The sequence below is a fragment of the Pontibacter roseus DSM 17521 genome, from assembly GCF_000373265.1.
In the GTDB taxonomy this organism is placed as follows: domain Bacteria; phylum Bacteroidota; class Bacteroidia; order Cytophagales; family Hymenobacteraceae; genus Pontibacter; species Pontibacter roseus.
Genome location: NZ_KB890762.1, coordinates 885731 through 898661 on the forward strand (window position 1 = coordinate 885731; position 12931 = coordinate 898661).

The 12931-nt window shown below is 52.4% G+C and carries 11 protein-coding genes and 1 pseudogene; 7 read left to right on the forward strand and 5 right to left on the reverse strand.

Annotated features, from left to right (window positions below; all coding sequences use genetic code 11):
- Positions 1-240: 240 nt before the first annotated feature.
- Positions 241-1428, reverse strand: coding sequence for a serine hydrolase domain-containing protein (locus B051_RS0110485; RefSeq protein ID WP_018478157.1), 1188 nt, complete (start codon positions 1426-1428; stop codon positions 241-243).
- Between the two features lie 156 nt (positions 1429-1584).
- On the reverse strand, positions 1585-2418 hold the full coding sequence (locus B051_RS0110490; RefSeq protein ID WP_245539608.1) for a hypothetical protein: 834 nt from the start codon (positions 2416-2418) through the stop codon (positions 1585-1587).
- Between the two features lie 797 nt (positions 2419-3215).
- Here B051_RS0110490 and B051_RS0110500 point away from each other — a divergent pair.
- On the forward strand, positions 3216-4112 hold the full coding sequence (locus B051_RS0110500; protein ID WP_018478160.1) for a phosphorothioated DNA-binding restriction endonuclease: 897 nt from the start codon (positions 3216-3218) through the stop codon (positions 4110-4112).
- Between the two features lie 179 nt (positions 4113-4291).
- On the opposite strand, the gene ypfJ is transcribed toward B051_RS0110500, so the two are convergent.
- Positions 4292-5194, reverse strand: a complete 903-nt coding sequence (gene ypfJ, locus B051_RS0110505) for a KPN_02809 family neutral zinc metallopeptidase (protein ID WP_018478161.1) — start codon at positions 5192-5194, stop codon at positions 4292-4294.
- Positions 5195-5378: 184 nt separating this feature from the next.
- On the opposite strand from ypfJ, the gene B051_RS0110510 reads away from it, so the two are divergent.
- The 4 genes from B051_RS0110510 (at position 5379) to B051_RS0110525 (ending at position 9643) form a co-directional block, all read left to right on the forward strand.
- Positions 5379-5696 (forward strand): hypothetical protein, encoded by a 318-nt coding sequence (locus tag B051_RS0110510; protein ID WP_018478162.1) that lies wholly within the window; start codon positions 5379-5381, stop codon positions 5694-5696.
- 73 nt (positions 5697-5769) lie between these two features.
- A complete protein-coding gene (locus B051_RS0110515; protein WP_018478163.1) occupies positions 5770-6492 on the forward strand; it encodes an outer membrane beta-barrel protein in 723 nt (240 codons plus the stop codon).
- A gap of 589 nt (positions 6493-7081) precedes the next feature.
- The gene (locus B051_RS0110520; protein WP_157578738.1) at positions 7082-8920 is read left to right on the forward strand and encodes a YncE family protein; all 1839 of its coding nucleotides are present in this window, start codon (positions 7082-7084) and stop codon (positions 8918-8920) included.
- 3 nt (positions 8921-8923) lie between these two features.
- The gene (locus tag B051_RS0110525; RefSeq protein ID WP_157578740.1) at positions 8924-9643 is read left to right on the forward strand and encodes a hypothetical protein; all 720 of its coding nucleotides are present in this window, start codon (positions 8924-8926) and stop codon (positions 9641-9643) included.
- Between the two features lie 13 nt (positions 9644-9656).
- Here the strand turns inward: B051_RS0110525 and B051_RS21825 are convergent, their stop codons facing one another.
- Both B051_RS21825 and B051_RS23000 read right to left on the reverse strand, forming a co-directional pair.
- The gene (locus B051_RS21825) at positions 9657-10385 is read right to left on the reverse strand and encodes an aldo/keto reductase (protein ID WP_281163466.1); all 729 of its coding nucleotides are present in this window, start codon (positions 10383-10385) and stop codon (positions 9657-9659) included.
- A gap of 28 nt (positions 10386-10413) precedes the next feature.
- Positions 10414-10551, reverse strand: a pseudogene (locus tag B051_RS23000) (aldo/keto reductase); the annotation flags it as partial.
- A gap of 109 nt (positions 10552-10660) precedes the next feature.
- Here B051_RS23000 and B051_RS0110535 point away from each other — a divergent pair.
- Together B051_RS0110535 and B051_RS0110540 are read left to right on the forward strand one after the other, a co-directional pair.
- A complete protein-coding gene (locus B051_RS0110535) occupies positions 10661-11128 on the forward strand; it encodes a MaoC family dehydratase (RefSeq protein ID WP_018478166.1) in 468 nt (155 codons plus the stop codon).
- A 370-nt stretch (positions 11129-11498) separates the two neighbouring features.
- A complete protein-coding gene (locus B051_RS0110540; protein WP_018478167.1) occupies positions 11499-12740 on the forward strand; it encodes a cysteine desulfurase-like protein in 1242 nt (413 codons plus the stop codon).
- Positions 12741-12931 lie beyond the last annotated feature (191 nt).

Here is a 12931-nt window from a genome sequence, read left to right on the forward strand (position 1 = left end):
AACAATTTCATTCCGCCGCAGGCAGCAGCCCGCGCACCCACCAAAAGCAGGGAGAATACCATTTGCTTCCATACTTAGATGCAGATAAGAGAGAAAGGTTACAAAGTAGAAAACGGATGAGCGAAGAGTTTAAAGGGGGCACTAAGTGTGTTGTAAGAGCGTGTAGGAGATATAAGTATTTATACGAAGCAGCTGTTCAGATGTATTTTGAGACAGGTATAAATTTATTACTATACCATGTTATTTTTTAACTTGACTGTAGGGAATATAATTCTGCCAGTACCAGGGCGTGAAGGTGTCGCCAATGGCAGTCTCGAGTAGCTCCCTGAACATGCTCCCGGCGTTGTCGCTGTTGCTCATCAGGATGATGCCTGTTCCTTGTTCTGGGAAGATGATGGAGTAATGTCGAAAGCCATCGCCGTGCCCTTCCTTGAAAGCGCCCGTGCCGTGTGGCGATTGCAGCAGCCCCCACCCCAGCCCGTAGCTTAGCCGGATGGCGTCGTTGGCAGTGGTGTCGCGTTGGCTCAGAGGACCGAACTGCTGCACAGAGCGCAGCCTGATTTGGGGCGAGAACATTTCCTTGGTAGAAGCTGGTTTGAGCAGTTTATTCTGCAGTACCGCCTGTGTGAACAGGGTATAGTCGTCGAGGGTGGTTTCGAGGGTGCTGGCCGAAAGGGCTTCGTTGTCTTTGTCTTTCTCGTAGAGCGTGCCATCGGCTTTATGGCCCAGTACATAATCCTGCTCAAAGGCCGGTTGCCAGGTATAGGAAGAACGCGTCATACCCAAGGGAGCGAAAATCCTTTCCTGCATCAACTGCTCCAGTGGCTTGCCTGTCATCTTTTCGAGCACCACCTGCAGGTATACCAGCCCCTCCCCCGAGTAGCTATACCTGGCGCCGGGCTTGAACTTCACCCGCAGCATCTGGTCCGACTCAAACCAGCGCCAGTTGGGGAAACCGGACGTATGCGCCAGGCACATACGAGCCGTGATGTGCTGGTAGAGCGAGTCCTGCTGCAGGTCGCGGTAATCGTCATGCCACTTGGTTTGGGGGGTATAGGTATAGATGGGTTGCGGCAGGTAGTCCTGCAGCGGCTTATCCAAATCCAGCGCCCCCTCCTCCACCAGCTGCATCACCAGCACCGCGAACACCGCCTTGCTCAGCGAAGCCCCATAGAAGTTGGTGCTGGTCTTTATAGGCTCCTTCGTCTGGAAGTTCTTGTAGCCGAAGGTCTTCTTGTAAACCGGCGCATTTTTGTTGAACACCGTTACCGCCAGCCCCTGCACTTCCGCCGCCTGCATCAGCTGCTGTATCTTCTGGTCAAGTGCCTTAGCGGTGATTTTGCTGCCATCCAGACGGGTGATGGTCTGTGCCTGCGGGTTGCCTGAGACAAGGAAGAAAAGCAAAAGAAGGCGGAAGAGGTTTTTCATAGCCTGTCGGAAGGTATAGTATTTCCTCTATAGGCGTGTGGCAGTGGCTTGTAGGCACCTGAAGCTATAAACCGAAAGCAGCCACCGCTCCTCTAGGGAACAGTGGCTGCTTTCAGAAAGAAACGTTTCTCCGCTATGCAGGAGGCACGGCAACTCTTAATAGGTATAGCGCTCTACGAAAGGCGGCACGTGCGGGTAGGCCTGTAGCTTTGTGTTTCGTTGCGCCGGCATACCGGATGCATGGTAGGTATAGCTGTAAATCTCCTCATCGCGGAAGCCCGGGTTGTTCTCGAACAGCTTCACCCCGGGCAGGTAGTAGCCACTGTCCGCATACGGCATCGGGTTGGGCTTGTCATCGTAGCCACCCCAACGAATGGTCATCGGCCGGCCCAGGTCCTCGGGTTTGCTACTCGTCGACCAGGCCTGCGTAAGCTCCGTCAGGTTACCCGCCGCATCGTACTTGTATTCTTCTATCCCCAGCCTGCCATCATCAGAACGGGTATAGCTCATAGAGGTCACCTTTACCAGCTTATCGCCCCTGTACTCAAAGTTGTAGCGGTAGTTGACCAGGTTCTCGCCGTAGTAGCGAACAGCCTCCACCACTTTGTCACCCGCATAGGTATACAGCATGAAGTTGTTGCCCGCTTTAAAGTTCAGTCGCACTAGTTTGTCTCCCTCATACACCACCGTATACCCCAGATGCGCCTGGTCGGTATAACTCAACTCCACCAGCCGGTTCTGGCCGTCGTACCGGAATACCTTCGTTCCGAGCTGCTTCAGCTTGCTGTTTATGGTAACAGGTGGCGGTGTTTGGTTGGTAGGAGGTGGTGTCGTAGGTGGCGGCGGTGTGGTGGAAGGAGTACCGGTGGTTGGTTTGCCTGGTACAGTGGGCCATACTTCCTCCTTGTCGCAGGAGGTGAAAGTTAAGACGGATAATCCCATCCCAGCCAACAACAATAGCAGCTTCGGTTTACTAGTAGACTTTTTCATAGTTTTATTTGTAGCATATAAATTCTTCCTTAGCAACTCCTGTGCCAGAATATAGTAAAGTTGAATATTTGATATTGAATGGATTATTAAGAAGGGAGTAGTGACGGTTGGTGTCCAGTAGTGGACGGGAGGTGTTCCGATTTGTAGCAGAGGCTGTCCGCAGAGACAGCCTTAAATGTTTACCGAAATATAAGTATTGGCGATTTTCAGAAACATACTATAGCTTCAACATATCAACTAACTCACTTTTTTATTCTGAATCGTTTCCGAAAAAATTAAAGAATAAAAGTTTATATTGTATTTACTATATTTAATATCATCTGATAGCTTTGGAAGCTTATGAAAAGACACGTACTTTTCGCCCTGTTCCTGCTTTTTGCTATAGTCTGTCAAGCTCAAACGGTATACAAGACCAGAACCGGTGCCAAATATCATGTACAGACCTGCAGATACCTGAAAAGCTCTTTTAAGACAACTGTTGCAGAGGCACGGGCTGAAGGACTTACTGCCTGTAGTGTTTGTAGACCGTCAACAGGTACTTCCACTTCGTCTTCTAATACTTTAGAGTACAGAAGTGAAACAAGTCCAACGTACCAATCCTCAGCAAGCACTAATTCTTCAAGTAGTGTACAATGTTCAGGCACTACGAAGGCTGGCGCTCGATGTAAGCGTATGACTACGAACTCTAGTGGAAGATGCTACCAGCATTGATAGCATAAAGAAAGAATAATTCCATCGAAGTTTCTGCCTGCAAGAGAATTTCTAGAATATCATAATAGTGAAAGATTTATCTGCTGATGAAAAACTCAGACCTCATCTCCCAATTCCAAAACATCAACACCTGGAAAAGCAAGGGTACACGTGCCCCGCACAAGCCGCTGCTGATGTTGCTGGCATTAGGTGAAATCCAGAGAGGAAACATGGGTTTTATACCTTATACCACTATTGAACCGAAACTAAAAGACCTGCTGCTCGATTTTGGACCTCAACGGAAGACACTATACCCTAATTTCCCCTTTACCAAACTTGCCAATGACAACCTCTGGCAGTTTAACAAACCCGAATTACTGGACACGAAGCAGGACTACACTTCTAAATTCTTACGCGAACATGACCTGCAGGGAAAATTCCCGGATGAGGTAACGTTGCAACTGAAACAAGACCCTGAGCTACTCAGAAGTATAGCCGAACTGATATTGGAGCAGAATTTTCCGGACACGCTTCATCAAGACGTATTAGATGCAGTCGGGCTGAATATTGCTGCGGTTGCTGCAACCAATCAGAGTTTGAAGACAGCAAGGAAGCGGGACCCACATTTCAGGGAAAGCATACTGAAAGCCTACGAATACCAGTGCGCCGTTTGTGGGTTTGGAGTGCGGTTGAAGCACAAAATATTGGCACTTGAAGCGGCCCATATCATGTGGCATCAGGCAGGGGGACCAGATGAAGAAGTCAATGGCCTGGCACTTTGTGCCACACACCATAAGCTTTTTGATTTAGGAGCTTTCACCATCAATGCTGACTTGCGGATGCTTGTTTCCGATGAAGTGAACGGCTTTGGGGCAAATGAATGGCTCCTTCAGCACCACGGCAAATCCATCAACCCTCCCCAAAAGAAATCATTTTACCCCGACCCGGAATTCACCATCTGGCATGTGAACGAAGTGTTCAAAGGCAGCTATAGGGAGGTATAAGTCTAGCCATAACCACGGCTAGTTACTTGCTCAAGCTTGCAGCTCGTGCTCCAACTCATCCATGCAGATGGACCTGCTTGAATAAGATGTACGAACTGTAAACTCACACTAGCTTAGGATGCAAAAAGCCTCTCCATAAATGGAGAGGCTTTTATTGCTACTACTCTATAGCTCTCAATCTACAACTCGGTAGCGTTGAAGGTATCGCCTTGATTTACATCACCAGTCTCATAGCCTTTTCTAAACCAGCGCACCCGCTGAGCGGAGGTGCCGTGCGTGAAGGAGTCTGGTACCACCCTTCCGGTGGCCTGCTTTTGCAGGCGGTCATCGCCAATGGCACTGGCTGCATTCAGGGCTTCTTCCAGGTCTCCGGGCTCCAGCACTCCTTTTGCTTTCTGGGTATGATGTGCCCACACACCAGCATAAAAATCAGCCTGCAGTTCTACCCGTACCATGAGTTGGTTGAATTCTGTTTGGGATAACTGCCCGCGCATGGCATTTACCTGGTCCATGGTACCCGTGAGTTTCTGCACATGGTGGCCCACCTCATGGCCCACCACATAGGCCTGCGCAAAGTCTCCTTCAGCACCCAGTTTGCGTTCCATCTCGCCAAAAAAGCTCAGGTCGATGTACAGTTTCTCATCGCCTGGGCAGTAAAATGGTCCTGTGGCCGAAGAGGCGAGTCCACAGGCTGAGTTTACCTGGTCCGAAAACAGCACCAGGGTAGGCTCTCTGTAGCCTTGCACAATCTTGTTCCAGACATCTTCGGTATCTGCCAGTACTACAGCCGTCTGCTCGGCCAGCGCCTGTTCCTCCGGGCTTGGTTGGTAGTCTGTTGATTGTGCGTACTGCGGTTCACCACCCACAAACTGTTGCAGGAGCGTTAGGGGATTGGTACCTGTCAGAAATAAGATGAGCGCCAGCACTGCTACTATTATCAATCCCGTTTTCGAGAAGAGGAGCCGGAACAAAGGGATGAGCAGCATAGGACTGATGCCCCTGCCGCCCCCTCCAAAACCGCCTGCTGATTGACCTCTACGGTCTTCTATATTGGTGCTTTTTCGTCTGCCTTGCCATTTCATAGTAATCTTTTTTAAGGAAGTGGATGATGGTTGGTTTATTTGTTTTCTACCTTGCTGTTGAAAGTATATACCGATATTCGCGGTTTAACGGTGGGCAGCTTCACTTAGATACGCATAAGTTGAACAGAACGCCTATACCGATGCTTTCACCGTATAGTACATGGCTTTACAGCTTATACCACCTATGACAAAACAAGCGCAATACACCGGCTTTGCCCGCGAGATATTCAGCCAGTACCTCGACAAGCAGATTGATTTGGACGTCCTTATAACTCGGCTCCGGGATATGGAACTGCAGGTAATGTCGGATGCCGATGACGAGGAGGAAGAAGAAACCGGTAAGCGCCTGTGGTTCCGCTTTTTCGAGGGTGACACCCTGGCTACCACCATCAGCGACATTGAGAAGGACCTGGCCGACACCTCCCACCCCAATGCCGACATCCTGCTGCGGGGCATTACCTTCGGGCTACAGACCGATGAGTTGGAGGTGCATTATTCCTGAATTTCAGGTATAGCATTTATCTTATAAACTATTATCCGTATAAGGGGTATCAGGTATAGCCTTATTCCTTTACATGAAACAGTTTCTACTCTTCTTCGCCTTTGTGGCGGTATGTGCGCAGCCGCTATTTGCGCAGCAGGAAACTCCTCCGGCAGGCGGACCGGATTTGACCTTGCATTTCGGAATCTACCACGGCGGCTCGGGCCGCTCCATCGTCCGGCAGTTCCAGGACAGCGGATTCGGAGAAGAAGGGACTTCCAGTGCTTTTTTTGGGCCGGAGGAAAACCCGGTAAGAAGCGAAGGGTCGGTACAGTTGGGTGTGCTGTTCCCAATCCGGCAGAACTTCCGCGCCAAAGGTCTGCTCCTGTACCGGGATACCGAGGTGGAGGGCACGGCCATCTTTTTTGAACCCCTCTTGCTCAACACATCAGTGCTGACGGCGGCTGCCTTGGGCTACCTGCCCCTACCCTCTCGGCTTTTCAGGCTGGGCGTTGGTCCGGCCGTTCATGTGGCTAGTTCCAAGCTGGAGTATGGTGGAGCGGAGCAGGCCGAAGAAAATGGCGCCAAGGTGGGATTTGCCCTGGAAGGCGGTTTCAGCTTTCCGGCCAACAAGCGCTTCTATGCCGACCTCCAGGCGCAGTATATGTTTGTGGGCAAAACCGACTTGGGCAGCTATAACTATACAGCCACCATCACCGAGAACAGCACCCAATCTAAGTCAGTTGACCTCAGCAGCACCAAACTCAGCACCTTCACCCTGAGTCTAGGCGTAGGCTACCGGCTGTACAAAATGTGACGGGTTATCCTATCCTTTGGTAGTCTCCTGCAGTTTATTTCTGTTGTTCGTTTCCATTCCTGTCGGTTTCCATATAGGTTCTGTCATTTCGACGAAAGGAGAAATCTTATACTCTTCCGGTCGCGAATCCAGCGCCAGCGTAGGTGCGGCTTTTCTGTGAGCAACAAGTGAAGGATACCGAGGACAACGCCAGGTGCAGATTGGCTCGCATGTCTCACCGCCCGTTCCCGCTACGCTCGCACGGGCGGTGGCTGTGGTAACAGATTCCTCCTTTCGTCGGAATGACAGAGGAGAAAGTCCCTCCTTTGAAGTCAGCAAGCTATCGTTCCAAGTCTTCCTCTTGAGAGAAGCTAGGGTTGTATCAATCGTGCACAGGTATACCTGAATTGCCGGCCACCATAACGGTTCCAACACCTAAGGGGATAGCGGCGGCTGCCTTGTAAACAGGTATAGCCATTTAACACCGGCTATACCTGTTTTGCATGCGCCGGGAATAGGACGATTTTTCAGAAGAAACACTATATAGTTATCTGCCTATCTGTATATTTGCGGTTCTTACATCCTGTGTTCCTCCTACCATTGGCCGCCTATGAAACGACTTTTACGCCTGCTCTTTCTCTCATTGCCATGCCTGCTGCTGGGCTGCGACTACGGTCCCTCAGGCAGCAACTTCAAAGACATCAACCCCGACCCGGAAGTCATTGCTGATATCACCCTGCACGAGCAGGAGGATACGGTGGTGGCGCGGGGAAACCTGAACCTCTTCTTCAAGCTGTTCCTGCCCGGACGCGAGTTCTACGGCCACAAGCTGGAGCTGGACGGCAAGCTGCTCTCGGAGTCCACTGGCTCCGGTGGCTATTATTTCGAGTCAGAGAAATTCACGGATGGTTACCACGTGCTCAAATATTCTGCCTACGCCAACTCCGGCACTGGCAGCCTCGCCGACAGGTATAGGGCCGAAATGGTGGTAGTGTCCCGCACCTGGGTCGTGCTCGTGGACAATGCCTCGCCGGCCGTGCCTGTCATCACGAGCATCAAACCCGAAGATGGGCAGCTACGCATCTCCTGGAAACCCTTCAAAGGCCGCTGGTTCAAATCCATGGAGCTGCGCCGCCAGACAAACGACTCGGAGTACCGGACACTGGCCACTTTCAGCAACCCCAACGACACCACCTGGCTCGACAACTCCTACATTGGCGGCCTGGCATCCTATAACATAGTGGTGCACCTGGAAGAGAAACAGTATACCGACGGCACAGCCGGCCCCGCCACCTCCTTCCACCATCCTTTGCCAGCACTGCTGAGCACGACCTACAACGCGGCGAACGAAGCGACCCTCACCTTCAGCTCCACGCCTTTTTACAAGAACTTCGAATACTACCACCTGAGCACCCAGGATGGCCATTTCACCTTCCAGAGTTATGAGGTGAAGGATACGGTGAAGACCTTCCCTGACCCCGGCTTCGGAAAAGACTTCTACAGCAGCCTGGCGACCAAGCCCAAAAACATCAATTACCACCATCTGCATGAAAGGCCCACTTCCTGGTTCCACATACCCGGGCGGGGCAAAGCCTGGGGACCATACCACGATGCCCTGATACAGCGTAGCGTGGGAACAGACCGCTTCTACGTCTGGAACCAAGGTACGCTGCACCTGGTAGATGCCACCACCATGGAGGTCCTGCACAAAAGGGATGTAGGCGCCACGACTAGAGAAGCCAATTTTCCACAGGGTGCTTTCTCAGTGAACGGCCGCCAAGCCTACCTGATTCTGAACAACGACATCCACCAGTTGGACCCGGCCACCCTTCGGACCACGCGCATCTATAAGCTGCGCGATTTGCTGCCATACGTCAGCTACTACACCAAAGGCATCAGCGTGAGCAACGACAACCGCCTGCTCATTGCGTCGCCCATAGGTTGGGACTCAGGACGTGACACGGTATACGTAGTGGACATGAATACCCGGAAGCTCCTCACTAAAATAGCAACTGATAACGGAGCCCGCTACGCCGCCCTCAGCCCTGACGGAAAAGCCATGCGCGTGTACCCCTACCTCTACGCAGAGCAGCCAGACGGCACCTGGCAGCCGCACACTCGCACCTCGAATTACACCAGCGATTTCAGGTTCCACCCGACCAAACCCTGGTACACAGTGAAAGAAGAACGCATGGTCAGCTTCTACTCCATCCAGACAGGTGCCAAGATGAAGACCCTGACCACCGAAACGACATATGGGCGCCATGAGATAGACCCCGCCTCCGGATACTTGTATGAGAACACGGAAACCTTCCCAGCCCAGCGGCACCTGCACATCTACAACATTGAGACAGGTCAGCTGGTGCGCAAGCTGAAACTGGCTCCTGATGTGACGGCCTTTGTGTACAAAGACAGGATTTTCTCACCCGAACGCTACATTCCCCTCTAAGCTATGCGACACTTTTCTTTTTCTATCCTGGTTGTCCTGTTACTCTTAATGGTTGGCAAGGCAGTGGCACAACCCACCCTATACCTGGAGCCGCGGTTGGGCTACGGCTCCTTCAGCATGAAGCACATGCAGGAGTTCCAGCAGACGCTTATGGATGGAATTCTGGTGGATGCCGAAGCCACAGATGAGTTTGGGGCTTATTTCCAATTTGGCCTGAACGTGGTGGGCTACCTGAGCGAGCACAGCCGGGCCGGTCTTTTCTTGGAACGGGGTTCTACGGGTGGCCGCGTCATCTACGAAGACTATTCTGGCGAGATACGGTATGACTCCTTTGTGAGCTATAATGCGCTGGGCCTCCTGTATTATATACAGAAGCCGTTTGGTGCTGGTCCGCTCCATTGGGTGGCCGGTGCCGAGACCAACTTTTTCATGAGCCGGCTGAAAGTGGCAGGCTATACCCGCATTTACGAAAGCTCCGATTCAAGCGAGGAAAAATTCAACTCCTTTGGGCTCGGCCTGAAGCCCTACCTGGGTCTGCAGTACCCGGTGCGCAACTTTCCGGTGCAGCTCACCCTGGGCTACCTGGCCAGTATGAACGGACCGTTCCATGTGCCGGGCAACCCCGACCACTACCTGGTGCGGAATCACAACAACGACAAACTCACTCCTAACTGGAGCGGTGTGCGGCTGAATTTGAGTGTTTCTATACCCATCAGCAGGTAAGGGTGATGCCGCCTCACCGGTGCTCGGTATACCTGTTAGGCGGTAGCAACTCTCGTAGGGTTTGCATTTCCTGCTGGCTCAACGCAACCGACGATGCCGCTGCCAACGCATCTTCCAGTTGCTCCTTGGTCCGGATGCCGAGCACGGCCGAACTCACCACCGGATGGTGCAGCACGTACCGCACCGCCACCTCAGCGAGCTTGCGTTTTGTGCCCGCCACACCCTGCACAGCCTCGGCTGCCTGTCGCACCTGCTCGGAGGTATAGCCCAGGTAATCTTTGGCAGGCTTCCCGGCCAGAAGCCCCTGCGCCAAGCTGCCGCGTGCCAGTACCCCAATCTGGTGCTGCTGCAACTGGTCCAGCACCGTCTCCTCAGGCCTGCGGTCCAGCAGGCTGTATTGCAGCATGACACTGGTGATGTCGGAGCGTTTTATATATTTGCGTATGACGTTGGGCCGGATGGAGGAGATGCCGTAGTACCTGATTTTGCCTTGCTCCTTCAGTAGCTCGAACGCTTCAATCGTTTCGTCCATGGGGTCGTCTATGGTGCCGCCGTGCAATTGGTAGAGGTCGATGTAGTCGGTTTGCAGGCGATGCAGGCTTGCCTCCGCCGCCTGCAGAATGTAGGCTTTGCTCGGGTTCCAGTCCCAGCCGCTGCCATCGGGCCGCCACTGGTTGCCCACTTTGGTGGCGATGATGACCTTCGCGCATACCTCGGAATGCCTTTCCCACGGTCTCCTCATTCTGCCCTTTGTCGTACAGGTCAGCCGTATCAAAGTAATTGATGCCTTTGTCCAATGCCTGGCGCAGCAGTTTGGCATTGTCGGAGTCGCTGTTGCCCAGCGACATGCAGCCAAAGCTGATTTCACTCACCCGCAGGTCTGATTTTCCGAGTTGGTTATACTTCATAGTTTTCTCTATATTCGGCTTTGTAACAATTATCTACACTATAAGCTACTCTGGAAACAGCCAATGGTTCTGGAATAGTGATTCACCGACACAAACAACAAACATAACAATGAGCCAATTAACCATCAGGAGCCTGCAGGAGCTGGAACAGTACGAGGGCAAGGAAATGGGGGTATCGGAATACCATACCATCACGCAGGAACAGATTACCAAATTCGCGGAGGCCACCCTGGATTACCAGTGGATACACCTGGATGGGGAGCGCGCTAAAACGGAATCGCCATTCGGAGCCACCATCGCGCACGGCTACCTGACTGTTTCGCTGCTGCCCTACCTGTGGTCTCAAATCACATCCATCGAGAACCTGAAGATGCAGGTCAATTATGAGATTGAGAGTCTCCGTTTTAACCAGGCCGTGACCGTGAACAGCCGCGTGCGCCTGCGGGCTATGCTCCTATCGGTGAAGAACCTGCGCGGCATCGCCAAAGCCCGTCTGGAAGTGACGCTGGAAATCGAGGGCAGTAAGAAACCTGCCTACACTGGCATCATCACGTTCCTGTACCATTTCAACGATTAAAGATTCGTACGTCAGTTTTACACCTTCCGAAGCGTATATGAGGGAGGTGGATTCAGAGGCTAGAATTTCTGTCATTCCGCCCTGCTCATGTCATTCCGACGAAAGGAGGAATCTGTTACCATAGCCACCGCCGGTTCGAGTGCAGCGGCAATCGGCGGTGAAACTATGAAGAGTCGGATATAGAAGGGGCCTACAGAAAGCCGCGTTAACGCTTCGCTGAACTTGTGGCCGGAAGAATATGAAATCCTCCCTATCGTCGGAATGACAGTTTGTGAAGAGAGAGGTCACAACTCCCAATACTCTTGTACCCGAATATTTTGCTTCAGGCATTATTCTAGTTATTCATTCAAGACTTTCAATCAGAAGCAATATGAGTCATTTTTCAGTAGAGCAGCTGCGTGCCCAGTTTCCGGCACTGAACGAAACAGCAGACAAAAAGCCTTTCATCTTTTTTGACGGACCGGGTGGCACCCAGATGGCCCAGCAGGCGCTGGAAGGTATGACAGCTTATATCACTGGCGGTATGGCCAACCTGCACGGCGCCTTCCCAACCAGCGTGGAAACCGACAACCTGCTGCTGGAAGGCCGTAAGGCGGTGGCCGACCTGCTGCACTGCGCTCCTGAAGAAGTGGCCTTCGGTCAGAACATGACGTCTCTCGCCTTCTCCATCGCCCGGGGTCTGGGAGCATTTTTAACCTCAGAGGATGAAGTTGTCGTGACCGAGCTGGACCACCGCGCCAACGTGGACCCCTGGGTGACGCTGGCCAAAGACAAAAACTCTAGAGTAAAGTTCATAGAGGTGAATCCGGAAACCTATACCTTGAACCTGGAGAACCTGGAGGAAATCATCACGGATAAAACAAAGCTGGTGGCCGTGGGGATGTCGTCTAATGTGACCGGTACGGTATCGGATATAGAGCGCATTATCGCCCGGGCGAAGGAGGTGAACGCGCTGGTGGTGGTGGATGCCGTGCACGCGGTGCCGCACCTCTCCATCGATTTCCAGACGATAGGTTGCGATGTACTCCTCTGCTCCGCTTACAAATTCTTTGGCCCGCACATAGGTATAGCCGTCATTGCGGCCTCGTTGTTTGAGAAGCTGGCCGTATACAAACTCGCACCTGCACCACAGCAAATTCCGGATAAACTGGAGACAGGCACGCAAAACCATGAGGCCATCGCCGGTCTGATTGGGGCCATTAACTTCATCGAAAATCTGGGGCAAGGCGCTACCCGAAGAGAGCGGCTGCAGTCAGGTATGCAGCGCATAGAGGCGCACGAGCAGGAACTGACCAATCGGCTGGAAAATTTCCTGACGCAGCTACCGCATATCAAGTTGTACCGTGCCCCGCAAGGTTTCCACAAAACGCCTACCTTCGCCTTTACTGTGAATGGCGTGAAAGCCCGTGAGGTAACCGGTTGGTTTGCTGAGCGCTACCGCATGTGCATCGCTGATGGCCACTTCTACGCCTCCACCCTGGCAGAGAAGCTGGGCGTAAACCCCATGGGCGGCTGGGTCCGAATTGGATTAGCTCCTTATAACACTATGCAGGAAGTTCAGTTGTTTGAGCAGGGCCTGCGGGAGTTCCTGGAACAGCGGGTGAAAGGGTAAAAGAGTCCCTCCTTTCATTCTGCTCCACATTTTCATTGCATACTTCCCCTGTGCATTCCTACCACCTTTGTTGTCATTTCGACGATTGAGGAAATCTCATACGCTTGCTGCCGCACATCCAGCGCCAGCGCAGATGCGGCTTTTCTGAAGGCGGTAAGGAAGGGAATAGAGTTAAAATGCCAGGTGCAGGG

Excerpts from the sequence above, each read along its gene's own strand:
- B051_RS0110510 (WP_018478162.1), top strand. The coding sequence starts at position 5,379 with ATGACAAAACAAGCGCAATACACCGGCTTTGCCCGCGAGATATTCAGC.
- ypfJ (WP_018478161.1), bottom strand. The coding sequence starts at position 5,194 with ATGAAATGGCAAGGCAGACGAAAAAGCACCAATATAGAAGACCGTAGA.
- B051_RS21825 (WP_281163466.1), bottom strand. The coding sequence starts at position 10,385 with ATGAGGAGACCGTGGGAAAGGCATTCCGAGGTATGCGCGAAGGTCATC.
- B051_RS0110490 (WP_245539608.1), bottom strand. The coding sequence starts at position 2,418 with ATGAAAAAGTCTACTAGTAAACCGAAGCTGCTATTGTTGTTGGCTGGG.
- B051_RS0110540 (WP_018478167.1), top strand. The coding sequence starts at position 11,499 with ATGAGTCATTTTTCAGTAGAGCAGCTGCGTGCCCAGTTTCCGGCACTG.
- B051_RS0110535 (WP_018478166.1), top strand. The coding sequence starts at position 10,661 with ATGAGCCAATTAACCATCAGGAGCCTGCAGGAGCTGGAACAGTACGAG.
- B051_RS0110485 (WP_018478157.1), bottom strand. The coding sequence starts at position 1,428 with ATGAAAAACCTCTTCCGCCTTCTTTTGCTTTTCTTCCTTGTCTCAGGC.
- B051_RS0110520 (WP_157578738.1), top strand. The coding sequence starts at position 7,082 with ATGAAACGACTTTTACGCCTGCTCTTTCTCTCATTGCCATGCCTGCTG.
- B051_RS0110500 (WP_018478160.1), top strand. The coding sequence starts at position 3,216 with ATGAAAAACTCAGACCTCATCTCCCAATTCCAAAACATCAACACCTGG.
- B051_RS0110525 (WP_157578740.1), top strand. The coding sequence starts at position 8,924 with ATGCGACACTTTTCTTTTTCTATCCTGGTTGTCCTGTTACTCTTAATG.
- B051_RS0110515 (WP_018478163.1), top strand. The coding sequence starts at position 5,770 with ATGAAACAGTTTCTACTCTTCTTCGCCTTTGTGGCGGTATGTGCGCAG.